Raw genomic sequence first — 24578 nt, forward strand, 5'->3', positions numbered from 1 at the left:
AAGACCGAGCGCGAAGCCTAACTGTCAACTGTCACTTGTCAACTGTCACTTGAATTTAAATCCTTTTTCCGCCACATAAACGCCGGAAAGAATAAAAACGGAACCGATTAAGGCGATAACCGTGATGACTTCGTCGATGGCAATTGCCGATGTAAGGAGAGTAACCAGCGGAACCATATAAATATAATTTGTAGTACGGACTACCCCTAATTCTTTTACACTGGCATTCCACATGATGAAGCAAAGCAAAGAAGCGACGATGCTGAGGAATAATAAATTGATAATTACACCCGGTTGTATCAAAACTTCCGGTTGAGGTTTGAAAGAAGAGGCAAGTAAGAAGGGGATTAAAGTGATTACCCCATAGAAAAACACTTTACGGGTAATGAAAAGAGTAGGATAGCGCCCTCCCAAACGCCTTAGAATCAATCCGTAAACAGCCCATGACAGGGCAGCAAACAAAGTAAGTATGTCTCCTAACGGGTTGATTTGAAGAATGAAGCTACCATTGAATGCAACCAAAGCCACCCCCAGTAATGCCATCAGGGAACCGTAAATCAGGTGATTGGGTAATTTCTCCCCTTTATTAAAGAAGCGGGAGAGGAAAGCGGTCAGGATAGGAGAGGTACAAACGATCAGAGACACGTTCGACGCCAATGTGATTCCTAAAGCCGTATTTTCCGATACGAAATACAATGAACCCCCGCAAAGGCCGGCTCCGACAAACCATAACTCGTCTTTCCACGATTGTGCGAATAGCTTACGGGGACAAACAAACCATATGCCCAGATAGGCCAGGGCAAAGCGGTAAAGCATAATCTCTACAGGAGTAAGTCCGTTCCCGATAAGGACCTTGGTCGATACGAAGGTTGTTCCCCATATGATAACGGTTAAAATAGCAAGTAAGTGGTAACGGAAAGTTTTGTTATTTGTATTCATCCTCTCAATTTTTTACAAGGCCCGGAGTATTTCCGGTGCAAAGATAAAAAAACATCCGTCAGATGAACTACTGAGGATGTTTTTTGGGCAGATAGGAGAGTTTGAATCCTTTTATTTGGTCTCTTTTTTCTCGAGCCGGAAACTCAATGCGCCGGAAGGACAGTGATTGATTTGATTGATCAGTTCTTCGGTTGTCGCATTTTCTATTTTTATCCAGGGACGTTCTTTCGGATTGTAAACTTTTGGCAGCATCTTTACACAGATGCCGGCATGCTGGCAAATATCCGGTTGCCAGAGAATGGTGAGTTCACCATTTGAATATTCATGAATTTTACCCATAATAACAATATTTTTATTATCCAATATTAATGCCTCTCATAATAAGCCGCTTCCATTCCGGGTGTTTTTGGATATATCCGGCAACGAACGGACACATAGGAACCAGCCTGAGCGCTTGCCTGTCGATATCGTTCAGTACCTTCTTTACCAGTTGGGCGCCGATGCCTTGACCTTCCAATTGTGGCGGAACTTCCGTATGAGTAAGGTATATCTCACCATTCTTCGATTTAATGTATTCAATCAAAGGCGTATATTTGCCGATATGGAACTCATATTGTCCTCTCTCAGCATTGTCTATCAGTTCATATTCTTCCATTATTTTTTGTTTTAATTAATCTGGTTATTTATTAAACACTTGGTGAAGAGACTTTGTTGTATCGTCTACCGGCTTTTTTACAATAGCGCCCGAATGAATGCTTAAAAGATAAATTATAAGTTAATTGATATCTTTTGTTTCAATATGAAACAGATTTGTGGTGATTTGGAAAACAATTATCAGGGGTATTCTTGTTTACTTTGTAAGTATAGCTAAAATTTTCAAAGAGGATTAATACGTCATTCATATATAAAAAAGAGGTTCTATGTTTAAAGAAGTTGGTTTAGAGGCCGGTAAAATCTGGGCCCTGTTAGCAGAGAGAGGAATGTTGTCCATAAGGAAGATTGGTGAGGTTACCCATTTTAGTGAATCTCTGATATTTATGGCCTTAGGATGGCTGGCAAGAGAGAACAAAGTCCGTATATTTGAAAAGAGCGGAATTGTACATGCTGAGTTGAATACCTCTGTTGCGGAATTATATTATTCCTGATTAGGTTTATGGTTTTAGCACGCTAATATTTCGTGCTCCCCAAAAAAAGAAGATATCTTGGAAAAAGGTATCTTCTTTTTTTGTGTCTGTATGTGAAATAAATATCGATTTTTATTTATGGTGAAAAAAGTTGTCTTATGACAGGTATTATGTGGGATAAGTAACTTAGTTCTACATGAACTAATATGGTTTTATATATTTTTCTGCAAATATATGGTGTATTTTTTATAAATGCAAATTAGATCTTCTTTTTTATTACGTTTTTCACATTTAAAATTAGCATTTAACTAATATAAGAAACAATACTCTACTTGTTTTTATATTGATTGGCATGATAATATGTGTAATTTATATCTAATCTATCTATTCATTATCAATATATTATATACTTATTATTGTAGTCCATGTAGAACCATGTCAATGTTAATAATAATGTAATTGTTGATATGTGTAAATAAAAATAATTGGAACTGTTGAGATAACTATTGATAGTTAAATAAGAAATTTATTTGCGAGTATTAATAATCAACGCTTGTATTTTATAATGATTTATAGTTGTACGATTGTTCTCTGTTATATCGAATCTATTTAAATGGTTTTTTATGAGATTGTAATAGTAATAATGCTTTGTTTGTATATAATAATCAATGTAATTAATTATTTTTTATTAACCAATTAAATTATTTGTAATCATGAAGAGATTAATTTCATTACTGTTATTAATGACAGTGGTATTTGTAGGTTGTAAAAAGGACGATCCGGTGGTAGCCGAGTATATAGTCACTTTCGATTCGCAGGGAGGAAGTAGCATTACTGCCTTGAAAGTGGCTGAGGGACAGAAAGTAACCAAACCTGCAGATCCGACAAAAGAGAAGGCCACCTTTTCCGGTTGGTATAAAGAATCGGCATGTACGAATGTATGGAACTTTGACAGCGATCTGGTAACACAAAATGTTACTTTGTATGCCAAATGGATAGGCTCGGACCAAAAGACCTATACGGTTATGTTCGAAACGAACGGAGGCAGTGATATAGAGCCTGCTATAGTGGTCGAAGGTGAGACGGTTCTTCGCCCCGCAGACCCGTCAAAAAGAGACTATGTGTTTGATAACTGGTATAAAAATTCAGATTTGAGTACATTGTATGATTTTACGATTCCTGTAACTCAAAATATGACATTGTATGCCAAATGGACTACTTCCACATTCAAATTAGTTGACTTTGAACCGGGTTCCGATTTTGAATCCAATGGCATTGTTTGGGATGAAGCTACCCGTACCCTTGACATAACCAAGGCAACGGCAGGTTCGGTATTAAAATTTAATGCAATAGGGGCATCATCTTTAGAAACTAATATAGAGCATGAGTATGATACATATGCCTCTTCTATCGGTGGAGAAAATACATTGAAGAATATATTGGTTGTAGGTTCGTCGGTGAGTGGCAAGATTGCACTTAAGGTTAATGTTCCGGCCCAGACAATTAAGGTTCCGTTGAATGTTCAGGCTACAGTCCGTAGTTTTGATAATGATAAAGAGTTTGATGTGATAACAATCAAGAGTCGCCCGGATTATGCCGGTACAGGTATTAATCCTGTGTTGATGGTGAATCATACAACGAAAAAAGAATTCTATTGGGCTCCTGTAAATGTTGCTGCAACGAAAATACCAGTATTAGTGCCTGCAAGTGGAGATATAACGGAAACTTGCGGTCATCTGTTCCAATGGGGACGCAAATATGGCTTCAATGCGACTGCAGATGCATCTGTAACGGCAAGAGATACTACAGGAGTTCGTGCTTTAGGTTTTCCTGTACAATCCAGTCTTGCCGATATGAGTAAATGGAATGGTAAATTTATCTATTATAGTGCATCTGCTCCGAATAGTCAGGGAAACTGGTTGCTTATAAATGGTGCAGGAAGAGACAATCCTACAGCTAATGAAATGCAGGAAGGTGCATGGTACCAGAAATTATGGAATAGTGGCACCGAAGACAAGCCGGTTAGAACTAATGCCGATCCATGCCCGGCTGGTTGGCGCGTACCTACCGCAGAAGAGTGGAAAGCTATTGGTGCAGGAAATAATGATATAGTTAAGGAATGGGATAGTGCTAATAAACTGTTGACTATTGCTGGTGCGGAAAGCGGACAGAAACTTATTTTGCCTGCTGCGGGCTACCGTAACAACAGTACCGGCGCTTCCTTCAATCAGAGTATCTACGGTTACTACTGGGCGTCGTCGGTTCCGTCAGGCAGTGTCAACGCGAGCTACGTGTACTTCAATAGCGCTACGCTGAATGCGACATCTTCCAACCGTGCCAACGGGTTCTCGGTGCGTTGCGTCCAAGAATAAAAAAAGGTCGGCGAATTGCCGACCGCATTCGATTGATTTGATTGATTTGATTCTTTTATAATGCCCCGCCTTCAGGCGGGGCGATTTGGGTCTAAATAAAACAGGTATCATGAATCTGAAAGATAAATTAGAAGCTGAGCTACAAAATGAACCACTAATCTTTTTATATATGGAGGGGATGTTCTGGAAGGCATACGAACAATCGGCCATGCGATTTACAAAAGAGGTGAAAGCCTACAAATTGCAGAAACGTTTTGTAAAGATTGTGAATTGTGAGGTTGTCTCTATGGGCTTCCCCGATGGTAGCTTGCATGAGGTTTTAAAAGGGCGGGAGTTTTTGCAGATAGATGACAAGCGGATTTCATTTTATGTGGATATGGCTTTTACAGCTGTGGAGTTTGAAGAATGGAAGTCTACCCTTCCGGCTGAAAGTGAAAACGCTTTTCTTCCTTCTGCTATAACAACTATAGGAAGACCTGACATCTGTATTTCCGAAGCTGAGCGTAATGTCTTATCGCAGTTGGCTGCATTCAGGGTCGAAACAGCTTCCCCTTTACAATGTATGATGTTGGTTTCTGATTTACAGGCTTTGTTGAAGCAATGATTTATGATAACCTGCCTGTCTACAAGGCTACATACGATTTATTGTTGCTGGTATTCCGTATGAATCGGAATTTTCAGCGCGATTATCGTTATACATTGGGGGAGAATGTGAAAAATGAGCTGATAGCATTACTTGTCTGTATTTATCAGGCTAATTCCACAGCCCAGAAGATGGTTCATTTACAAAGGGCGAGAGAACATGTGGTTGTGGTAAAGTTGCAGATACGTTTATTAATGGACTTAAAGCAAATCAATTTGAAACAGTATGCTACTGCTGCCGAACAGATTGAATCTATTTCAAAACAATTGGCTGCATGGTATAAATCAAGCGAAAGAAAATAAATAGAAGGGCGATTCATGTCCGGAGTATCGGTGGTTAAGGCTACCGATAGTGAGACTTGTAAATTCAGTAACCTACTGGCAGAGTAAAAGAACGTGAGGGAATAAAGGCGTACCTTATGTTTCTGCTAGTTAATTACCCGGTTGTCATAATGTTTACTTAGGTGTATCCGTTTTGATAATTAATAAAGTGGTTACTTTTTTGCCTGCTGCGGGCAACCGTAACAACAGTACCGGCGCTTCCAACAATCAGAGTATCTACGGTTACTACTGGGCGTCGTCGGTTCCGTCAGGCAGTGTCAACGCGAGCAACGTGAACTTCAATAGCGCTACGCTGAATGCGACATCTTCCAACCGTGCCAACGGGTTCTCGGTGCGTTGCGTCCAAGCATTTACCGGTCGCCTTTTATTTATTAAGAATTAGTACATGAACTTGATAGAAGACATATTTAAAGCTTATTTCGATGCTCGGGACGGGAAACGGAATTCGACGAATCAGCTTCGTTTTGAACTGAATCTCGAAGAAAACCTGATAGCTCTTTACCATGAAATAGAGGAACGTAAGTACCAAGTGGGACGGAGTATTTGTTTTATGGTGGATTATCCTGTAAAACGTGAAGTCTTTGCCGCCGATTTCCGTGACCGTATCGTGCATCATCTGCTTTTCAATTATATTTCGCCGATATTCGAACGGATTTTTATTGATGACTGTTATTCTTGCCGGAAAGGCAGGGGAACTTTGTTCGGAATAAAGCGTCTGGATAAACATATTCGTAGCTGTTCGCAGAATTATACGCAGGATTGCTATGTGTTGAAGTTGGATTTACAAGGGTATTTCATGAATATTGACCGGCAGATATTGTATGATTCTGTTTGTAAAACTCTGGAGAGATACGGGCATCTGGAATTGCCGGACAGTATTCATTGGGAAGATTCAGAAGAGTATGAATTGGCAAAATATCTTTTGCCGCTGGTCATATTTAATGATCCCACCCAAAATTGTATACGACGTGGTGATGTATCGGATTGGGAAGGTTTGCCTCCTTCAAAAAGCCTGTTCCATTCGCCTACGGGGTGTGGTTTGCCTATCGGAAATCTGACATCACAACTGTTTAGCAATATTTATCTGACACCGTTCGATAATTATGTAAAGAGGATTTTAAGTATCAAACATTATGGTCGCTATGTTGATGATTTTTTTCTTGTTCATGAGGATAAGGAAGTACTGAAACGACTGATACCTGAAATTCGTAATTATTTATGGGATACCTTACACATAAGGTTACATCCGCATAAAATAGTATTACAGCATTATGAGCATGGAGTTGAATTTCTGGGTGCAGTGGTAAAACCCGGGCGTATTTACATTCAAAATCGTGCAAAAAGGAAGTTTGCGGCTGAAATGTATTATTGGGAGAGTAGTCTGGATACTAATCGTGCACCTCCCGAAGTATATCTGCGTGAGATGTGTGCATCCATCAATTCGTATCTGGGCATCATGCGGCATTTTTGTACTCTGAATATAAAAAAAGAAATACTGGGTCGTTGTTCGCTGGTTTTTCTGTATGGATATTTTGGTAATGGGTTGAATAAGTATATACTCCGAAAACACATAAAAAGTGTGCAATAAAGGACAGAGTAAATCGCGAATAACTGTTAGAGAAATGATTATTTATAATTAAAACAGGAATAATATATGAATAAAAGAAATTTTGTAAAACGTATATCGGAGCAGTTGTCTGTACCACAACAAGATGTTCATCATTTTATTGATGCGTTTAAAAGGGAATTGATGAAGATATTGAAGGAAGACGGTCATCTTGTACTGCAGGGATTCGGATCTTTCCACTTATGGATGCAGTCCGAGCGTGAAGGACGTAATCCTAAGACCGGTGAAAAATGTATGATTCGTTCCCGGTCGAGTGTGAAGTTCAAGCCCGGTAAAAAGATGCTGGAGAATCTGAATGGACAAGTAATTTCTAACTGACAGTTTCATAAACATTATTAATAAACAATGTAATCAAAATCTTAATTGGTTTTACACTTATACACAACAAATAATTAGTTTATGCGAACGTCTGGGATGTGATATTTCGGGCGTTCGTTTGTTTAAATTAAAATAATTGGACGGTAAAAGTGTTTTTAAATTAACTTTGCGGAAAATAAGAATATGTACGCTTCGTCCTATATCATACTGACTTTCGCATCGGCTGTAGCAATGACTTTGTTGGGAAGCATGCTGCTCGGCATCCGGATACGGCGCAGTAAAGAAATGGCGAAGTTGCATGTGGCCCGGGTAATACTGTCCATATCCTATTTCGTGTTGGCCGTACCTGCTTATCTGGAATACTTTTGCCATACGGAAACAGACACGCGGGTAATTGCCACATTTACACTGGCTACTGCCGCGTTCCAGTCGTTGCTTTTTACAGCAACATTGTTGACATTCATTCTGCCTCATTATGTAACCCGCCGCCGGACTCTTCTCCAGGCAGGTGCTGTAACAGCAGCCGTGGCGATATTCTTTCCCCTTGCCTTGTGTAGCCGGAATCCTATTCCTGTCCTCTGCATCGGCTTGGTTGCTTATGGTTGCCAACTGATTTATTACACACGCCTTTTCAGGCAAAAATATAACGAGAGCCTGCGTAAACTGGAAACCTACTATGATGAGGATGAGCATGCCCGTCTCAAATGGGTGAAAATCGGATTCTATGCAGCCTTGATTGTAGGGATTGCAGCCGCAGTGTCGGCATACCTCCCTCTATTATTATATAATGTATTCACGGTAGTTTATATTGTATTTTATACCTGGTTTGTTGTCCGCTTCTATAATTATGTAGCTGATGCCGGTTTTTACCTTCCAGCCGTCACCATGCCTACGAAAGAGCCGGATAGCACCGGAGAAGAACCGGAGGGTGCGGATATCCCGGAAGAAACACCGGCAGCGCCCACCCGATTGCAGGAAAAAGAACTGCGGTTGCAACAAGCCCTGGATGCTTGGGTAGCCTCCAAAGGCTACGTCAGGAAAGATATAGGAACAGCAGAAATTGCCGCCGAATTGGGTACCGACCTTCCCTTTCTGCGATACTATTTCCATACGTATCTTCCGCCTGATTTTCGTGCATGGCGTATGGAACTTCGTATCCGCGAAGCCCAGCAGATTATGAAAGCAGAACCGGATTTGCCTATTTCGCAAGTCGGCGAAAAAGTAGGTATCAGCGACCGTTCGAATTTCCGCTGCCAATTCATCAAAATAACAGGCGTACTTCCTGCCGATTACAAAGCAAAACTGAAAGCAGACAAATAAAAAGGGCTTACAGGCAGTTACCGAAAATCATGTTTAGAGCCTCAAATATGTGGTTTTTTGTTATCAATAACGAAAAACCACATGCTTGTTCTTGTGGGTATCTCATTTAACCGATAGTTTAGTGTTACGAAAAAGCATGAATTTTAAGTCTGATGATGCTTACCCGGTTGTCACGGAAAAAGGGGGATTCTGTGATGAAGAGGGGATAAACCGGGAAAAATAAGCTCGCGGGAACTCCTGGGTTGTTGAAAAACGTTTTTTGAAGCCTGTGGAATCTCCTGAAATGTTCAAAAAACAATTTTCGGCTTTTCAGAACTTTCCGATATCTTGAAAAAGCGTTTTTCAGGTCTTCAGGAACTCCCGAAATCTTCAAAAACGCTTTTTTAACTTTTCGGAAACTTCCGCGAGCTTCAAAAACGCTTTTTCAACTGGACAACAGTTGCCGACGACAAACCGGAATTTTTTTTAGCATATAAATAATTAAAACAACGATGTCATGAAAGAAATCAATTTGAAATTCGACCTTTCCCGTGCACGAATCGCCGCCCTCGGGCTGGCAGCGCTGCTGGCACTCGTTGCCTGTAGCAACAAAGAAGAACCTTACGAAAACATCGACATGACCTCCATGACTGCCGACGAAGTAAAAGCCGCCATCCGGGTCGCCCTCGATGCAGGCATCACCAGGTTCAAACTGACGGGCCCGTTCGAGAAGACGAGGATAGGCGTGGATGCCAATTTTGCCACCCCCGGAAAGAATCCCTTTGCCGGGTCTGGTGTAACGTCGATAGACTTTACCGGTGTGACCGACTGGCCCGATGTGGATGCGGATGAAGACCGCAATGCCGACGGCAAAGGCCTGCCGGCTTGGGCCTTTGGGGCGAGGGCATTCGATGAATCAAGGAATTTAATTCTGCTCTATCCCGCCCTTGTGGAAGTGAAACTGCCTGCCGGAGTGAAAGTTATCGGTTCTTATGCTTTTGAGTCTTGTAATGCATTAACCACTGTTGCGATGGACAATGTGGAGGTAATCGGCTATAATGCTTTTGGGAATTGTTGGGCCCTTTCTATTGTCAGCCTGCCCCGGGGAAAGAAAATCATGGGGCAGGCTTTTGCATGCTTGGATACTCTTCACTGCTCCTTGACGAAGGTGGACATCCCCGTCGCTACCACTATAGGGGCACATGCGTTTTTCAACTGTCGAAGCCTGGTGAAGGTAAACGCTCCGGCAGTGACGGAGGTAGGCGACAATGCTTTCGATGGCTGCAAAGCCCTGACCGACGGCGTGTCGTTACCCAGTGCCGAAAAGATTGGCCAATCGGCCTTCCTGGGATGCAGTTCGCTGACTACTCTTAAACTGCCTGCCGCTACTAAAATCGGTTCTCTGTTTCTTGCCAATTGCAACAGTCTGACCAACTTGCAACTGACGGTTGCCGGGACATTCGCCGACGTGTCCGGGAGTGCTTTCATTGGTTTCCCTAACGCTGCCCGGTGCGTCCTCACACTGAACAAGGACAAGAAGCCTGATGCCGCGGGGGATGCCGAGCCGAAAGCCACGGCAGACGGCAAGTGGTATTGGACACCGAACTATCAAGGTCAACCCCCGGCGATCACATGGAAGAGCATCCGCTACACCGGCAATTGAAGCCTGCCGGACTGACTAATCTGCAAGAAGAAAAGGAAACGGTGGTGGACCTCAAGCTGACCGACAGCACGCAGCTTGCCGGATAGATTCGGATTTTGAATGCCTGTTCGTTAAAAAATATTACTATCGCTACTAATCGAAATTACTACCGCTACTAATTTGAATTACATGCGGTAGTAATTTTTATTTGTAGGTGGGGGATTAAAACCAATCTTTCCTGCGCATATAGAACCAAGTGGCTATTGCTGTAATCAACATTACAAACCAAGCAATAGCATATCCGTACGACCAGTCCAGTTCCGGCATAATTTTGAAGTTCATGCCCCAGACGCCGACAAGAAATGTCAGTGGGATAAAGATTGTAGACACCACGGTAAGCCGTTTCATAATGGCATTCATACGCAGGTCGTTGTTGGAGATATAAAGGTCTACCAGTGAGGATATGATTTCCCGGCAGCTTTCCGTAGTCTGTATCACAAAGAGTAGCTGGTCGGACAGGTCGTTGTAGACGGGGAGCATATCGCTACTGATGATACCGTTTTCCGTACGGAGCAGTTTGGCAAACTGTTCTTTCAGCGGCTGGCTGTTCTTGCGGATAATCATGTATTCGTGCCTGCGTTGCTGGATAAGCGGCCCCATATTGGTCTGGTCGCTTTTTATGTCCAGTAGCGTCTCTTCGATATCTTCCAGCATTTCTTCCACTTTGGAAACCGACTCCACCAGATTGGCAATAATCGTATTGAGCAGGAAGGCGAGGAGCAACCCGCTTCCTTTTTTGCGGAGATTCAGCATATTGGATTCCAACGCCTTGTACGTGCTCTCGAATACGGGATTGTTGCTTTCCGTAAAGGTAATGACAACATTTCCTGTCACCAGAATACTGATGTGTTCGGATTTGATTTCCGTATTGGCATCATAGTAGGAGGAGTTGAGGACAATCAGCATATGCTTGTCGTATTCCTCAATCTTTACCACATGTTGCGGAGTAAGGATATCTTTTGCATCCAGGTTGTGCATTCCAAATTCGTTTACCATACGGGTGATGGCTTCCGAATTGGTAAGGCCGCTTACTTGGAACCAGTTGATGCAATTAGCATCTACATGCTTTTGGAAAGAGGCATCCCCCGTTTTGACATCATGGTTGCGGAGGATGCTCTCATTGTATTGGGTGAGACGAATATCAGTAACCGTTTCATGCTCGCCGGCATAAAAGTATTTATCTGACAGATGGCGGTTTGAAATATGTTTCCGTTTGTGCAGATGGGTGTTGTCTTTTCGTCTCATACGCTTTGTTTTTATTCAAGTTCAACTACCGTGATACCGGCGCCACCGAACTGTACATGTTCGTCGTGGTAGTTGCGTACCCCCGGCACCGAATGCAAGTAGTCGCGTATCAGTTGCCGCAGGATACCGGTTCCGGTACCGTGCAGGATTCGGATGCGTTCTGCGCCAACCTGGATTGCATCGTCTACAAAGTAGGTCACGGCCTGCAACGCTTCATCCCCCCTCATACCTCTAACATCTATTTCCTGCTTGAAGTTCAATTTCTTCTCGTGCATGTTGTCGGTAGTCAGGGTGCTGACGAACGTACTTTTCTGTATTTCCTTCTTGATTTGTCCTTTGCTGACCTTTTCCAGTTTATCCAGCTTGACGGTACTTTTAATCATCCCGAAGGCTACGAGGGCCTGTTTTCCCTGTATCTCCATAACCGTTCCGGCGGAAACCTGGCCTTTCAGGCGTACATTGTCGCCCACTTCGATGACGTCGCGGTTGAAGGCCTGTTTAGGTGCGGGCTGGTCCTGCTTTTTCTGTTTACGCTCTTTCCGTTCTTGCAGCTTTGCCATCTTGCGGGCAATCTTATCATCTTCTTCCTCTTTGGAGAGGACGGCGGATTTAAATTCTTCAAGCGCTTTACGTGCCAGCTTGGTCTGTTCTTTCTCCGCTTGCGCCTCTTTGATTTCCCGGATGGTATTTTCAATTTTGGCATTGGCTTCTGCAAGGATACGTTCAGCTTCCTCTTTTGCGGTCTTGATGATTTCCTTGCGCTGACGATTCACTGCATCCAAGTCCTGCTCATAGCGGGCGGTAATATCTTCCAGCTTTTTCTCCTGTTGGCGGATATTTTGCCGCTTACTTTCCCAATAACGCTTGTCGCGAACGATGTCTTGCAAATACTTGTCCATATTGATATAATCTGCCCCAACATTGGCCGAAGCATCGGCTATCACATCTTCGGGTAATCCGATTTTCCTGGCGATTTCTACGGCAAAGGAACTTCCCGGATTACCGATAGACAATTTGAACAAAGGTTGCATCAAATGGCGGTCGTACAGCATAGCGCCGTTCACAACTCCTTCCGTATCTTCGGCAAAATGCTTCAGATTCTGGTAGTGAGTGGTGATTACGCCGTAACTGCGGTTCCGGTTGAAACGGTCGAGTAGCGCTTCTGCGATAGCACCTCCGATTTGCGGTTCGGTACCGCTACCGAATTCATCGATAAGCAGGATCGTCTTTTCATTGCAGTTCTTCACAAAGAATTTCATGTTCGTCAGATGGGAACTGTAAGTACTCAAATCGTTTTCAATGCTTTGTTCGTCGCCGATATCGATGAAGATATGTTCGAATATGCCTGTACGTGAACTCTCATATACCGGAATCAGTAATCCGCACTGTAGCATATATTGCAGCAAACCGACCGTTTTCAGGCAGACGGATTTGCCACCGGCGTTCGGACCGGAGATAATCAGCAGGCGTTTGTCTTCTTCCAGCCTGATTTCGAGCGGTACCACCTGTTTGTCCTGTTTTTGCAGGGACAGGAAAAGTATCGGATGTACGGCACGAATCCAGTCTATCTGCTGCTTGTTCTCTAAAGTCGGCTTGATAGCGTGGATTTGTTCGGCAAACAATGCTTTGGCACGTATGAAATCTATCTCTGCAAGAAACTCGTAAGATTGCAGGATATCGGGAATTAACGGACGGACGAAGTTGGTAAATTCCGTTAGAATCTTCATGATTTCCCGTCGTTCGTCTCCTTCCAGCTCCCGGATACGGTTATTTGCTTCCACTACCACTTCAGGTTCGATAAAAACAGTCTTGCCACTGGCAGATTCGTCGTGTACGATTCCTTTTATCTTTCGTTTGAAAGCGGGGGCGACAGGAATCATCAGGCGCCCGTCGCGCATAGTGGGGGTTACGTCTTTATCTACTACACCATCCGACTGTGCCGCACGCAGGATAGATTGCAATGAACGGGAAATGCCGCTCATTGTAACTGTAATTTCTTTGCGTATCTGGGCAAGGGCGGGGGAGGCGTTGTCTTTAACCCTTCCGAATTTGTCGAGTATCTGGTCTATCTTTCCGATTAGTTGGGGAAATACCAGAATATCTCCTGCCAGTTCCGTTAGGGCGGGGTACAGGATTTCTTCGTCTTCTTCCATCGTAGGGCGAAAGAAGCGGATAATATCGTGTATGGTTTGCAGGGAACGTTTCAGGTCGAACAGTTCCTTTTCATCCAGCCAGGTTCCTTCCGGGCGTATCCGTTTCATAGAGTAACGTACATCGAAAAAGTAGCTGGCGGGAAATTCAACATCTCCATGCAGTATACGGACAAATTCGTCGGTTTGCTCCAAACGCTGGGTAATGGTTGCATAATCGTTGGAGAAACTCATTTCGGCTACCCGCTCTTTTCCCAGCGGGCTTAAGCATTTTTCGGAAATTAAATGACGGACTTTATCAAAGCCCGTCTTCTGTTCAAAGTTTTGTGGATATATCACGTGTAATTAATTCTTTATTTGATTTCGACCGTCACAGACCTTCGGATGGTGGGACGGACAATCACTTCCATTTTGTTTTTTCCACGTACAATATTGAATGTGCAGGTATTGTTTCCTGACAAGTCGATGTACGGAGCATAATAAAATAAGTAGGAGAAAGCCGCTTTATTCTTGGAACTCTGGAGTGCATCCGATACTTGGGCGTATTTGAATGTATCCCAGAACATACAATCTTTGAATCCGTTGCTGTCGGTAAAACGTGTTGCCGGATCACGATATTTCATTGTATTGCTTATGAATCCTTTATATGCGGCAGAAAACTCCTCGGCAGAGTAGTTCATCTTATTATCGTTAATCTTCTCGATAATGTCGGAATTGCGCAGGCCGGCGGTAGAAGCCGGAGAATTACGGTCTATACTGGCCACTTGTTCCAAACGGTCGATATTGTAGTTCAGACCTGTGTAATTATAGGTCTTCTGGTTTACCCGGAACGGCACGTTGCGTGTGTATTTCACATATGGAAACTGCATACACATCAACGGAACGAAGATGCGGGCATATTCATCCAAATGGTAGGAGCTTTCCAATAGCTCATTGGCTTCGCATTCCCATAAAATACGTCCTGACACATGGCTCTGGTCAATCAGGCGAATGCCGAGTTGTAACAGGTATTCAGCTTCGGCTTCCGGAGTGGAACTGCTCAGGAACGGGAACTTTTCCATTTTATTTCTCAGCATATTATACCGGTAAGTCGGGTCTCTTTCTATCTGTATTCGATTGACTCCTTTGAAATTCGGATTTTTATCAAAGAAATAGAATGTCTGTATCAATATGTCAGGGGACGAAGTATCTACGGTAAGCCCTTTTTTGGTCAATTCCTTTTCAATACATTCGTTGATGGTCGTTTCCAGTTTGCTGTTATTCTCGTCAATTTCGGAAAATGCAAAAGTTTTGAATTTGGTGAAATCGACAGGGTCTGCTGTAACACTTGTCTTGAATGGACAAACAAAATCCCGTTCACTGTTTGTTTCCAGGCTATACATGGAAAAAGCGGATGCCAATTGTTCTTCCGTAATCGCATTGCTTTTTTTGCATTCTTTCTTAACCAGAATTTCTTTGGACGGATTAGTGAAATTGCTTACAGTAAGTAATATTTCACTTTTTCCGGCAGGATTAAGCAATTCTTCAATTTCCTTAATCGATAGGTTGTTGGTTTGTACGCCATCAATAGTGAGGATAATATCTGAAGGTTTTATGCCTGCCAGTTCTGCCGGCGAATAAGGTGTTATCCCGGTTACAATGGGCCTGTCTTTTCCCCAAGTGTTATTTTTACTGATATCATATGAGATGCCTGTTCTGCAAATAGTGCGGTTTTGAGCAAAACCATTTAGAAAAGCAAATAATAATAATACGGACAAAATCGTTCTCTTCATAATCAAAATCTTATTATAATGCTATATGAAACACAAACATAGGCAAAGGTAAAGATATTTTTTGAAGTATAAGGGGCAGTTGGCAGTATATTTGCTGGTATAAAGGTGTAATAGTCTTACAATATGAAACCGTATGTGAAGATACGGATTTATTGTAGTGCACGTATACCATTGATAATTAAATAATAATAGAAAAATATAATTTCATATGAGTAAGAAAGATTTTAATAAACAGGAAGAAATGGCAGGCAATCAGGAACTTCAGGATACTGAAGATGCGACAAATTTGCAGAATGAAGCGGCAAATGCGGCAGAAGAAAATGGCGTTGCTGACAATGTGGCGGACGAACAGGACGGGTTGCAAAAGAAATATGATGAATTAAATGACTCCCATCTCCGTTTGATGGCTGAGTATGACAATTATCGTAAGCGTACTTTGCGTGAAAAGTCCGAGTTGATTAAAAATGGAGGCGAAAGTGCTTTGACACATCTTCTTCCTATTATTGATGATTTTGAACGTGCTTTGCAAAATATCCGTAAGACTGAAGATATAGAAGCTATTAACGAAGGAATAGAGCTGATTTACAATAAGTTTATGGGATATTTATCACAACAGGGAGTAAAGCCTATCGAAACCGTAGGCAAACCGTTCGATACGGAAGAAGCTGAAGCTGTTGCTATTATACCTGCTCCGGAACCGGATATGAAAGGAAAGGTTCTGGATTGTGTACAGACTGGTTATACTTTGAACGACAAGGTAATCCGTCATGCTAAAGTTGTAGTGGGAGAATAATAACCGGCAGACAGGCAAATAACGACAAATACAAAGATGGCTAAGAGAGATTATTATGAAGTGCTTGGTGTTTCAAAGAGTGCATCGGCAGATGAAATAAAGAAAGCGTATCGCAAAAAAGCAATTCAGTTTCACCCGGATAAGAATCCTGGTGATGCACAGGCTGAGGAGAATTTTAAGGAAGCAGCGGAGGCGTATGATATATTGAGTGACCCTCAGAAACGCCAACGTTATGACCAGTTCGGGCATGCCGGGGTTGGTGGTGCTTCCCAGGGAGGCGGCTTTGGCGGTGGAATGTCTATGGAAGATATTTTCTCGCAATTCGGGGATATTTTCGGCGGGCATTTCGGCGGTTTTGGCGGCTTCAGTGGCTTTGGCGGTGGTTCACGTGGCGGACGTCGTGTGAACCGTGGTTCGGATTTGCGTGTGAAAGTAAAGCTGACCCTGAAAGACATTGCCAACGGAGTTGAAAAGAAAATCAAAGTAAAGAAATACGTAAACTGCTCGAAATGTCATGGTAGTGGTGCTGAAGACGAGCATAGCGCCAAGACTTGTGATACCTGTCATGGCAGCGGTTATGTAACCCGTGTTGCCAATACGATATTGGGACAGATGCAGACACAGAGTACTTGTCCTACTTGTGGCGGTGAAGGTAAAATCATTACAAAGAAATGTACCGAATGTAATGGCGAAGGTATTGTTCGTGATGAAGAAGTGATCACAATCAATATCCCTGCCGGAGTGGCGGAAGGGATGCAGCTTTCCATGAGCGGAAAAGGGAATGCAGCACGTCATGGCGGTGTGAATGGCGATTTGTTGATTCTGGTTGAAGAAGAACCGCATCCTGAATTGATTCGTGATGAAAACGATTTGTTGTACAATCTGTTGTTGAGTGTTCCCCAGGCAGCTTTAGGTACGAACGTAGAGGTACCGACTGTGGATGGTAAAGCGAAAGTTAAAATTGATCCGGGTACACAGCCTGGTAAAGTGCTTCGCCTGCGTAATAAAGGATTGCCTTCGGTTAACAGTTATGGAACCGGTGATTTGCTGGTAAATGTGAGTGTATACATTCCGGAAACCTTGTCGCCTTCAGAAAAAGAAGTTCTGAACGGTTTGGAAAACTCTCCTAATTTCCAGCCTAAAAAGTCGGTGAAAGAGAAAATATTTGACAAGTTCAGACATATGTTCGATTGATTTCGTGTGTATGTTATTAATAGAAAAAGCCACTTGGTCCAATCCGAACCAAGTGGCTTTTTTACTGATATATCAAATTATTTTATTCCTGGATTTTTAAAGAGAAGTAGAATGTAGTTCCTTTGCCTTCTTCCGATTCGAACCATAGTTTGCCACCATGTTGTTCGATGAAATCTTTACATAACATCAGACCCAGTCCGGAACCTTTCTCATTGCTTGTTCCATAGGTCGTGAAGTGGGTATTCTGTTTAAGTAATTTGCTTTGGTCTTCTTTCTTGATTCCTTTGCCGGCATCTTTTACGCTTACAATAACAAAATCTCCATCTGCTTTGGAAGAAAGAATAATGTTTCCATTCTCATAGCTGAATTTGATGGCATTAGACAGCAAGTTACGAACAATTGTTTTTACCATGTCAATATCAATAGCTCCCATTAGTTCACTATCCATATTTTCAATTGTGATATGAATATTTTTCTGGGTTGCCATAGGGATGAATAATTGAGCGGTACTATTAATGATACCGTTGATATCTACAGTTTGTTTGTATATGCTTTGTTTGTTTAAGCGGTTCTTTGCCCATTTTAGCAGATTATCAAGCAGTTGGAATATTTCTTCCGATGTTTTATTCATCATCTGGAGCATTTCGAACACTTCGTCACTAACTTGTTTTTTATCCACCATCATCAGGATTGCATTATTCATCATTTTCAATGAACCCAAAGGAGAACGTAAGTCATGTGCTATTACGGAATAAAGTGTATCACGTGATTCGATAGTGTCTTCCAATTCTCGTTTGATGCGTTTAATACTGAATAATTCATAGCGGTGGGCAACACGTTTTACCAGTTCTTCGCGTTGGAATGGCTTTGTTACATATTCAATAGCACCCAGTTGATAACCTTTCACAATACTTTGCATGTCACTCAGAGCCGACATAATAATAACAGGAATATCATTTGTTTCAGGGTTACTTTTCAGATGTTGCAAAACTTCATAACCATCCATTTCCGGCATCATAATGTCGAGTAATATCAAATTAGGATGTTTTTCTTGTGCAATACGTAGTGCTTTGGCTCCACCGTCTGTTGTTAAAATTGTGTAGCCTTCCTTTTTTAAAATAGCTTGCACAAGCATAACATTCGTAGGCACATCGTCTACTATTAAAACCTTATATTGTGATGCTAAATTCTCCATGTGTTTTATGTCTTTTTGATAATCAACCACTATCGATTGACAAAAGTATTGATAAATTTCGAGAAAATAGGAATATAAGAACAATCAAATCCTAAATATTTTATTTTTCAACCCTTTTCGCTTTTTCCCATACTCCGGAACCTTGATGATGGGAGAGATAAAAAAAGCCTTTTATGACATTGATATTCATAAATGTGAAATAGTAGGGTACAAAAAATAATTTGTTTCGAATATGTTTTTGTTCCATTCGATGTCCTGCAAAAGCCGCTATATAAAACAAAATCTGTAAAAACAGAATCGTTATGTATAGTGTGGAACCGCTGCAGGCTAATAACAGATTAATTGGTAGTAAGAGGAAGAGTACGATAGGAGTGATGGTCCATCGTAACACACGGTGGCTGATATATTGGAAGCTTAATGTCCCGTATCTGAATAGATTCAGTAGATGACGTAATCGCCAGATGGACTGTATTCCTCCGGCTGCAATACGGATTTTACGTTTTTCTTCTTCTTTCATGTTCAGGGATGCACTTTCTAACGCATAAGCGTTTTTACAATAGGCTATTTTATATCCTTTTCCGGCAATTCTTAAAGAGAGGATAAAGTCGTCCAGCAGTGTATCGGACGGCATTTCTTCAAATAAAGCAGTCCGTATAGCGAATAATTCTCCTGCGGCTCCCACCGCGGAATATAGACGGTCGTCTAAATCTTTTAAAGCTGATTCATACTTCCAATAGATGCCTTCCCCGGCTGTAGCTCCCAAAGCTTCCTGTATTTCAACTCTTTTTTCTCCGGCAACACATCCTACATTTGTATCGGAAAATCGATTTATAATCTCCTTAATAGCAGCTTGGTTCAGCATGGTGTTGGCATCTGTGAAGATGACAAATGGGGTAGTTATATACGACATCCCCCGGTTTAATGCCGCTGTTTTCCCCTGACGTTCTGGTTGATATAAAACAGTTACATCCGGGTATTCTCTTAATAAATCATTGGTGGAATCATTGGAACCGTCTGTTACCCAAACAATTTTTAATTTATTCTTGGGGTAATCTAAAGAAAGACAATTCTCCATTTTTTTATGGATAATACTTTCTTCATTATACGCAGCGATAAAAAGAGTTACATCCGGTAATTCAACCGTTTCCGTATTCTTTTTCAAAGGATAAAAAGTCTCTTTTACCTTAACTAATAAGTATAGTAATATACTATATCCTAAATAGGTATAAAATACAATCCCCAGAAATACCCAAAATAGAATTTGGAAAGGATAATATAGATGTTCCATTATGAATGTCAATCAATAAATTGTCTGAAATATTCAATAGTCCGTAGGAGTCCGTCCTCTAAATGCACTACAGGTTTCCATCCGTCTAATTTTTCCTGAGCGAGTGTAATGTCCGGTTTACGTTGTTTCGGATCATCAGATGGCAGAGGTTCATATATGATTTTTGATTTACTGTTTGTCAGTTTGATAACCATTTCGGCTAATTCCTGCATTGTGAATTCTGCCGGATTTCCTATGTTAACCGGACCTGTAAAATTGTCATCGGTTGCCATCATGCGAATCATGCCTTCCACTAAATCGTCTATATATTGGAAACTACGGGTTTGCTGGCCGTCCCCATAGATGGTTATATCTTGATTTTGTAACGCTTGCATGATAAAATTGGAGACAACACGTCCGTCGTCCGGACTCATGTTCGGTCCATAGGTATTGAATATTCTAATGATTTTTATTCTTACTCCGTTTTTACGGTGATAGTCCATAAACAGTGTTTCGGCTGCTCTTTTCCCTTCATCATAACAGCTGCGAATACCTATGGGGTTTACATTTCCCCAATAAGATTCGACTTGCGGATGAATAATAGGATCGCCGTAAACTTCGCTGGTCGATGCCTGAAGTATTTTGGCCTTAACTCTTTTGGCAAGTCCCAGTGTATTGGCGGCACCATAGATAGATGTTTTTAATGTTTTTACCGGATTATACTGGTAATAAGGGGGAGATGCCGGACATGCCAGATTATAAATTTCGTCTACTTCTGCAAAAAATGGAGTAGTAATATCGTGGCGTATAACCTCGAAATTATTATTGTTCAACAAATGTCGGATATGATTTTTGGAACTACTGAAATAGTTGTCCAAGCAAATTACATCATGTCCATCATTTAGCAGACGTTCGCAAAGATTTGACCCTATAAATCCGGCTCCGCCGGTAACTAAAATTCTTTTAATTGGTGTTTTCATATAAAGAGAGTGTATAAAGCGACAAAGATAATAAAGTTTGTTGAAAACATATGAAAAACAAATGTTTTCACTCTTTATTTTTGTGGAAAAACATACTCGTTAAAGGTAAGAGGTAATGGAATTTAATATACTTTTGTAAAAAGTAAAAAAAACGGAAGAATGGAATGTTCCAATAAGAAGGTTTCTATTATCACTGTCAATTTTAATGGGTTCGGGGATACTTGTGAATTGATTGAATCCCTGAAGATGTACGAGACATATCCATATGAAATTATTGTAGTAGATAATGCCTCCAGGGAGAATGAAGCGGAAAATCTGCAAAAAAGATATCCGGATATTTGTGTGGTTCGTAGCCCTTCGAATCTTGGCTTTGCCGGAGGAAATAATTTAGGGTATCCGTTTGCCGGAGGCGAATATGTCTTGTTTTTAAATAATGATATCCTGATAGATAAGCCTTTCCTTCAAAAGTTAGTGGACCGGTTGGAAGCCGGTTTTGTCGGATTGGTCTCCCCCAAAATAAAATATGAGGAAAATCGGGAACGGATTCAGTTTGCCGGTTTTACCTCTCTGTCTTCAATAACTTTACGTAACCGTATTATTGGAACGGGTGAAATAGATAGAGGACAATATGATCATGCAATTATTACTCCATATGTACATGGAGCCGCGATGATGGGCAAAAAAGAGGTGATAGACCGAATTGGCTTGATGCCGGAACTCTATTTTTTGTTTTATGAAGAGTTGGATTGGAGTGTACAATTTCGAAAAGCCGGTTATACGCTTTGGTGTGAACCGGCCGCCGTAGTCTATCATAAAGAATGCATGACGGCGAAGCGTGGCAGTTCGCTCCGCCTGTATTATATGACGCGTTCGCGTTTGCTGTTTGCAAGACGTAATTTGGACGGTCTGGCCAAAGTATTATCATGTATTTATCTGTTAACCTTTCCTGTACTGAAGAATAGCCTGTCCCACCTTTTGCATTTGGAGTGGGTACATATTGCCGCTCTTTGGAAAGGAACTTGGAGAGGGCTGACGGATTCCTGGTGATTATTCTTTGGAATCTTCAGGATGCAGATCCAGGGCCTTTACTATTTTGTTCATCTGCTCTTTCCATGACAGGGAGCGTATCGAGTTTCTTATTTCCTGTGGCGTGAGTGTCTGCTGTTTAAAGAAATCGATGATTTTATGAATATCGATAGCTGTTTCATCTGCCGGAATTTTTAGGATATAAGATTTATTCTCGAAATCACTATCTGTTTCAGAGTAGATAAAAGAGAGTCCACGGGCTGCATATTCCCTATTTTTCAGAGTCTTTATATGGGTAATCCCACTACGATGACGGGCCAAGCTGCCTATTGCCATATCGGCTTGTTCGAAAAGCCGGTCCAATTCTTCTCCATGTTGAGCTCCGTGAAGGATTACATATTTTCCCAATGATTGTTCTTGGAGTAGGGGAAGGATTTCATTTCTTTCCTTTTCTCCGAAAAACTCTCCGACCATATGGAAATAGACCTTATAATCAGGTGATTCTTTGTAGTAATTAGCCAATCCTTTGATGAGCCGGTCAAAACCATGCCAGTAGTGTATTTCTGCCACTCCGATCAGGTGGAGTTCTTCTGTGGTGTTATTGATTGTTTGTTTCAGTTTTATCTGGCTGAAATCAATGCCATTGGAAATGCGTATGGTGTTGACTCCGAAAATGGTATCACAGTCAGAAAAAGTAATGATATTGCATAACTGTTTTGCCAGTTTATGCCTGAATAGTTTGTCTATAATCAGTTTTCTCTTGTCTGTATATTCTTGGTCATATGGGTATGTCGGTATTTCCATTACTACCTTAATTCCAGCTTCCCGCATTTTCTTCACCATACTGATAGTAAACGGGTTTGCATTATGGTTGGATCTTATATATACTAAACGGATATTTTCTTTAATTACATAGTTTACAATAGAAGAAAATTCGATGCGTTTCCATATTTTTCCTTTCATACCGTTTCCATACTTACAAAGGACTCTATTATCTATCATTCGCTGTTTATATCCTTTTTCTTCGTATAGATAACAGAGCTTCATGTCGAGCCCGCATTCTTTAAATGCATTTACCTGATAATGGATTTTTTTGCTAATGCCGTTTGCAGGATTGAAACCGTGGAATATGAGGAAGAGAGCTTTCATTTGTGTAATTTGGATTTGAGTAAGTGGATAATGTCGTATTCTTTACTTAGTTGAATGTATAGAACCGATATAAGCATACAGGATATCCCTTTTATCAAGGCAGATGCCAGTATCGGTAAATAATGACATAATAGGTTTATAGGCAACAAGACAGTGATCAGGATGATACTCATCAAAATAGGGGAAACAAGTTGTTTCCAGAAGGATGTCATTGCCTGTTTGAATGTTATTTTATACATCCAGATATAACACAGTACGAAATTAATAGTAAATGTTATGCAAATGCAGTAGGCTACTACTTCAAGTGTTTTGAATAGGAAAAGGCCCGTAATGAGACCTCCTATATTGAATATAGTGGAGAATACTCCGCACAGGAATAAACTTTTTGTATCGTTTGCAGCCTGGAATATGGAACCTGAGGTAGATAATATGATTTGTATGCCGACAGACATGGATAGTATTTGAAATACAGGAACAGATGGTTCCCATTGCGCCCCGAAAATGATTAAAGTAATCTCACGTGCACAAAACCAGAGGAGTACGGACAGGGGAAAGCCGATGAAGGCAAGGAACCGTATCACTTTTTCGTAGGAAGAGGACAGCTTTTTCAAATCATTTTGGAAACCTGAAAAAACAGGATGCATTACCGGAGAAATAACATGGGTGATGTTTTGTAAAGGAAGCATCATCAGGCGGTAAGACTTTTCATAATACCCCAGTTCGCTCATATTCATATATTTGCCGATTAGCAATTTATCTAAATTTCTACTGAAATAATTGATTACATTGAATAAAAACTGGTATGCGGAGAAGGTAAATATTTTTTTCATGGCTTGTAATCCAAATCCTCTGCATATTTTCTGTGGCTTTTTCTGAAAAGAGATAATGAAAATAAGAATACTTGATAGGATAGGATTGATAATCAGTGCATATAACCCTGCTCCCGATAGTGCTGCAATAATAGCAATACACCCTCCGATAGTTTGGATTGCTAAACTGCGATATGCAATAAACTTAAATTCTTTGCTTTTATATAATAATGCATTAGGAACAATATTTATAGCAGCAAAGAAAAGGTTGATGCTAAGCAACTGGCAAATAGTTAATAAAGTATGCTGCTTATAAAACCAGGATATAGGCCATGAGGACAGGAAAAACAGAAAAGAAATACCAATTCCCAGCCAGATGGTAAAAGTGAAGATATGGTGAAGGTCTTTTTCTGATAATTCTTTGTTTTGAATGATGGCTGGTGCAATTCCTAAATCGCTGAAAACATTAAAGAAAGCGATGATTACAGTAGCAATGGCTACTATTCCGAATTCTTCAGGAGTAATTAAGCGCGCAAGTATCCCGGCAACAACTAAAGATATAATGATCCCTGAATATTTAGAGATTGCAGTATATAATACTCCGGAGAGAAGTTCTTTTTTTGTATCAGACAT

The 24578-nt window shown here is 41.2% G+C and carries 23 protein-coding genes; 12 read left to right on the plus strand and 11 right to left on the minus strand.

Translation table 11 applies throughout. From position 1 onward, the window contains the following. Positions 1-45: 45 nt before the first annotated feature. The 3 genes from ACGE0T_RS07405 to ACGE0T_RS07415 form a co-directional block, all read right to left on the minus strand. Positions 46-939 carry a DMT family transporter gene (locus tag ACGE0T_RS07405; protein ID WP_459189892.1) on the minus strand — a complete coding sequence of 298 codons (894 nt, stop codon included), beginning with the start codon at positions 937-939 and terminating at the stop codon, positions 46-48. A 111-nt stretch (positions 940-1050) separates the two neighbouring features. Then, the gene (locus tag ACGE0T_RS07410) at positions 1051-1278 is read right to left on the minus strand and encodes a (4Fe-4S)-binding protein (RefSeq protein WP_459189893.1); all 228 of its coding nucleotides are present in this window, start codon (positions 1276-1278) and stop codon (positions 1051-1053) included. A 16-nt stretch (positions 1279-1294) separates the two neighbouring features. Further along, complete coding sequence (locus ACGE0T_RS07415) at positions 1295-1597, minus strand: GNAT family N-acetyltransferase (protein ID WP_459190435.1); 303 nt, start codon at positions 1595-1597, stop codon at positions 1295-1297. Positions 1598-1859: 262 nt separating this feature from the next. Here ACGE0T_RS07415 and ACGE0T_RS07420 point away from each other — a divergent pair, with 262 nt between their 5' ends. From ACGE0T_RS07420 to ACGE0T_RS07460, 9 genes are all read left to right on the plus strand, one after another. Continuing rightward, positions 1860-2084, plus strand: a complete 225-nt coding sequence (locus ACGE0T_RS07420) for a winged helix-turn-helix domain-containing protein (RefSeq protein WP_459189894.1) — start codon at positions 1860-1862, stop codon at positions 2082-2084. Positions 2085-2776: 692 nt separating this feature from the next. Beyond that, complete coding sequence (locus ACGE0T_RS07425) at positions 2777-4435, plus strand: InlB B-repeat-containing protein (RefSeq protein ID WP_459189895.1); 1659 nt, start codon at positions 2777-2779, stop codon at positions 4433-4435. Positions 4436-4544: 109 nt separating this feature from the next. Beyond that, a complete protein-coding gene (locus ACGE0T_RS07430) occupies positions 4545-5039 on the plus strand; it encodes a hypothetical protein (RefSeq protein WP_459189896.1) in 495 nt (164 codons plus the stop codon). Then, a complete protein-coding gene (locus tag ACGE0T_RS07435; protein WP_459189897.1) occupies positions 5036-5380 on the plus strand; it encodes a four helix bundle protein in 345 nt (114 codons plus the stop codon). Before ACGE0T_RS07430 ends, ACGE0T_RS07435 begins: the two co-directional genes overlap by 4 nt. Before the next feature lie 172 nt (positions 5381-5552). Further along, positions 5553-5801, plus strand: coding sequence for a hypothetical protein (locus tag ACGE0T_RS07440; protein WP_459189898.1), 249 nt, complete (start codon positions 5553-5555; stop codon positions 5799-5801). Positions 5802-5804: 3 nt separating this feature from the next. Beyond that, a complete protein-coding gene (locus ACGE0T_RS07445) occupies positions 5805-7007 on the plus strand; it encodes an RNA-directed DNA polymerase (RefSeq protein WP_459189899.1) in 1203 nt (400 codons plus the stop codon). Between the two features lie 66 nt (positions 7008-7073). Continuing rightward, a complete protein-coding gene (locus ACGE0T_RS07450) occupies positions 7074-7364 on the plus strand; it encodes an HU family DNA-binding protein (RefSeq protein WP_459189900.1) in 291 nt (96 codons plus the stop codon). A 183-nt stretch (positions 7365-7547) separates the two neighbouring features. Next, positions 7548-8684 carry a helix-turn-helix domain-containing protein gene (locus ACGE0T_RS07455; protein WP_459189901.1) on the plus strand — a complete coding sequence of 379 codons (1137 nt, stop codon included), beginning with the start codon at positions 7548-7550 and terminating at the stop codon, positions 8682-8684. A gap of 496 nt (positions 8685-9180) precedes the next feature. Continuing rightward, the gene (locus tag ACGE0T_RS07460; RefSeq protein ID WP_459189902.1) at positions 9181-10326 is read left to right on the plus strand and encodes a leucine-rich repeat domain-containing protein; all 1146 of its coding nucleotides are present in this window, start codon (positions 9181-9183) and stop codon (positions 10324-10326) included. Between the two features lie 201 nt (positions 10327-10527). Here the strand turns inward: ACGE0T_RS07460 and corA are convergent, their stop codons facing one another. The 3 genes from corA to ACGE0T_RS07475 are packed head-to-tail and all read right to left on the minus strand — an operon-like array spanning position 10528 to position 15532. Next, positions 10528-11610, minus strand: a complete 1083-nt coding sequence (corA, locus tag ACGE0T_RS07465) for a magnesium/cobalt transporter CorA (RefSeq protein WP_459189903.1) — start codon at positions 11608-11610, stop codon at positions 10528-10530. 11 nt (positions 11611-11621) lie between these two features. Next, positions 11622-14099 carry an endonuclease MutS2 gene (locus ACGE0T_RS07470; protein WP_459189904.1) on the minus strand — a complete coding sequence of 826 codons (2478 nt, stop codon included), beginning with the start codon at positions 14097-14099 and terminating at the stop codon, positions 11622-11624. Between the two features lie 14 nt (positions 14100-14113). Further along, positions 14114-15532, minus strand: a complete 1419-nt coding sequence (locus tag ACGE0T_RS07475; RefSeq protein WP_459189905.1) for a DUF4136 domain-containing protein — start codon at positions 15530-15532, stop codon at positions 14114-14116. Positions 15533-15740: 208 nt separating this feature from the next. Here ACGE0T_RS07475 and ACGE0T_RS07480 point away from each other — a divergent pair, with 208 nt between their 5' ends. Both ACGE0T_RS07480 and dnaJ read left to right on the plus strand, forming a co-directional pair. After that, positions 15741-16325 (plus strand): nucleotide exchange factor GrpE, encoded by a 585-nt coding sequence (locus ACGE0T_RS07480; protein WP_459189906.1) that lies wholly within the window; start codon positions 15741-15743, stop codon positions 16323-16325. Between the two features lie 36 nt (positions 16326-16361). Further along, positions 16362-17519 carry a molecular chaperone DnaJ gene (gene dnaJ, locus ACGE0T_RS07485; RefSeq protein WP_459189907.1) on the plus strand — a complete coding sequence of 386 codons (1158 nt, stop codon included), beginning with the start codon at positions 16362-16364 and terminating at the stop codon, positions 17517-17519. 82 nt (positions 17520-17601) lie between these two features. Here the strand turns inward: dnaJ and ACGE0T_RS07490 are convergent, their stop codons facing one another. The 3 genes from ACGE0T_RS07490 to ACGE0T_RS07500 form a co-directional block, all read right to left on the minus strand. Then, entirely contained in the window at positions 17602-18714 is a 1113-nt protein-coding gene (locus ACGE0T_RS07490; protein ID WP_459189908.1) for a hybrid sensor histidine kinase/response regulator, read from the minus strand. Between the two features lie 100 nt (positions 18715-18814). Continuing rightward, the gene (locus tag ACGE0T_RS07495; RefSeq protein WP_459189909.1) at positions 18815-20002 is read right to left on the minus strand and encodes a glycosyltransferase family 2 protein; all 1188 of its coding nucleotides are present in this window, start codon (positions 20000-20002) and stop codon (positions 18815-18817) included. An 8-nt stretch (positions 20003-20010) separates the two neighbouring features. Continuing rightward, a complete protein-coding gene (locus tag ACGE0T_RS07500; RefSeq protein ID WP_459190436.1) occupies positions 20011-20949 on the minus strand; it encodes a UDP-glucuronic acid decarboxylase family protein in 939 nt (312 codons plus the stop codon). A gap of 171 nt (positions 20950-21120) precedes the next feature. On the opposite strand from ACGE0T_RS07500, the gene ACGE0T_RS07505 reads away from it, so the two are divergent. Continuing rightward, positions 21121-22008: a glycosyltransferase family 2 protein gene (locus ACGE0T_RS07505; protein WP_459189910.1), complete on the plus strand. Its 888-nt coding sequence runs from the start codon at positions 21121-21123 to the stop codon at positions 22006-22008. Here the strand turns inward: ACGE0T_RS07505 and ACGE0T_RS07510 are convergent, their stop codons facing one another. Both ACGE0T_RS07510 and ACGE0T_RS07515 read right to left on the minus strand, forming a co-directional pair. Further along, positions 22009-23136: a glycosyltransferase family protein gene (locus ACGE0T_RS07510; protein ID WP_459189911.1), complete on the minus strand. Its 1128-nt coding sequence runs from the start codon at positions 23134-23136 to the stop codon at positions 22009-22011. Further along, positions 23133-24578: a lipopolysaccharide biosynthesis protein gene (locus ACGE0T_RS07515; protein ID WP_459189912.1), complete on the minus strand. Its 1446-nt coding sequence runs from the start codon at positions 24576-24578 to the stop codon at positions 23133-23135. The genes ACGE0T_RS07510 and ACGE0T_RS07515 overlap by 4 nt, the downstream gene beginning before the upstream one ends.

It is taken from the genome of Parabacteroides sp. APC149_11_2_Y6 (assembly GCF_054506995.1).

What these genes read in the sequence shown, in the direction of transcription:
- ACGE0T_RS07405 (WP_459189892.1), bottom strand. Translation starts at nt 939, where the DNA reads ATGAATACAAATAACAAAACTTTCCGTTACCACTTACTTGCTATTTTA.
- ACGE0T_RS07410 (WP_459189893.1), bottom strand. Translation starts at nt 1,278, where the DNA reads ATGGGTAAAATTCATGAATATTCAAATGGTGAACTCACCATTCTCTGG.
- ACGE0T_RS07420 (WP_459189894.1), top strand. Translation starts at nt 1,860, where the DNA reads ATGTTTAAAGAAGTTGGTTTAGAGGCCGGTAAAATCTGGGCCCTGTTA.
- ACGE0T_RS07425 (WP_459189895.1), top strand. Translation starts at nt 2,777, where the DNA reads ATGAAGAGATTAATTTCATTACTGTTATTAATGACAGTGGTATTTGTA.
- ACGE0T_RS07430 (WP_459189896.1), top strand. Translation starts at nt 4,545, where the DNA reads ATGAATCTGAAAGATAAATTAGAAGCTGAGCTACAAAATGAACCACTA.
- ACGE0T_RS07435 (WP_459189897.1), top strand. Translation starts at nt 5,036, where the DNA reads ATGATTTATGATAACCTGCCTGTCTACAAGGCTACATACGATTTATTG.
- ACGE0T_RS07445 (WP_459189899.1), top strand. Translation starts at nt 5,805, where the DNA reads ATGAACTTGATAGAAGACATATTTAAAGCTTATTTCGATGCTCGGGAC.
- ACGE0T_RS07450 (WP_459189900.1), top strand. Translation starts at nt 7,074, where the DNA reads ATGAATAAAAGAAATTTTGTAAAACGTATATCGGAGCAGTTGTCTGTA.
- ACGE0T_RS07455 (WP_459189901.1), top strand. Translation starts at nt 7,548, where the DNA reads ATGTACGCTTCGTCCTATATCATACTGACTTTCGCATCGGCTGTAGCA.
- ACGE0T_RS07460 (WP_459189902.1), top strand. Translation starts at nt 9,181, where the DNA reads ATGAAAGAAATCAATTTGAAATTCGACCTTTCCCGTGCACGAATCGCC.
- corA (WP_459189903.1), bottom strand. Translation starts at nt 11,610, where the DNA reads ATGAGACGAAAAGACAACACCCATCTGCACAAACGGAAACATATTTCA.
- ACGE0T_RS07475 (WP_459189905.1), bottom strand. Translation starts at nt 15,532, where the DNA reads ATGAAGAGAACGATTTTGTCCGTATTATTATTATTTGCTTTTCTAAAT.
- ACGE0T_RS07480 (WP_459189906.1), top strand. Translation starts at nt 15,741, where the DNA reads ATGAGTAAGAAAGATTTTAATAAACAGGAAGAAATGGCAGGCAATCAG.
- dnaJ (WP_459189907.1), top strand. Translation starts at nt 16,362, where the DNA reads ATGGCTAAGAGAGATTATTATGAAGTGCTTGGTGTTTCAAAGAGTGCA.
- ACGE0T_RS07490 (WP_459189908.1), bottom strand. Translation starts at nt 18,714, where the DNA reads ATGGAGAATTTAGCATCACAATATAAGGTTTTAATAGTAGACGATGTG.
- ACGE0T_RS07495 (WP_459189909.1), bottom strand. Translation starts at nt 20,002, where the DNA reads ATGGAACATCTATATTATCCTTTCCAAATTCTATTTTGGGTATTTCTG.
- ACGE0T_RS07505 (WP_459189910.1), top strand. Translation starts at nt 21,121, where the DNA reads ATGGAATGTTCCAATAAGAAGGTTTCTATTATCACTGTCAATTTTAAT.
- ACGE0T_RS07510 (WP_459189911.1), bottom strand. Translation starts at nt 23,136, where the DNA reads ATGAAAGCTCTCTTCCTCATATTCCACGGTTTCAATCCTGCAAACGGC.
- ACGE0T_RS07515 (WP_459189912.1), bottom strand. Translation starts at nt 24,578, where the DNA reads ATGTCTGATACAAAAAAAGAACTTCTCTCCGGAGTATTATATACTGCA.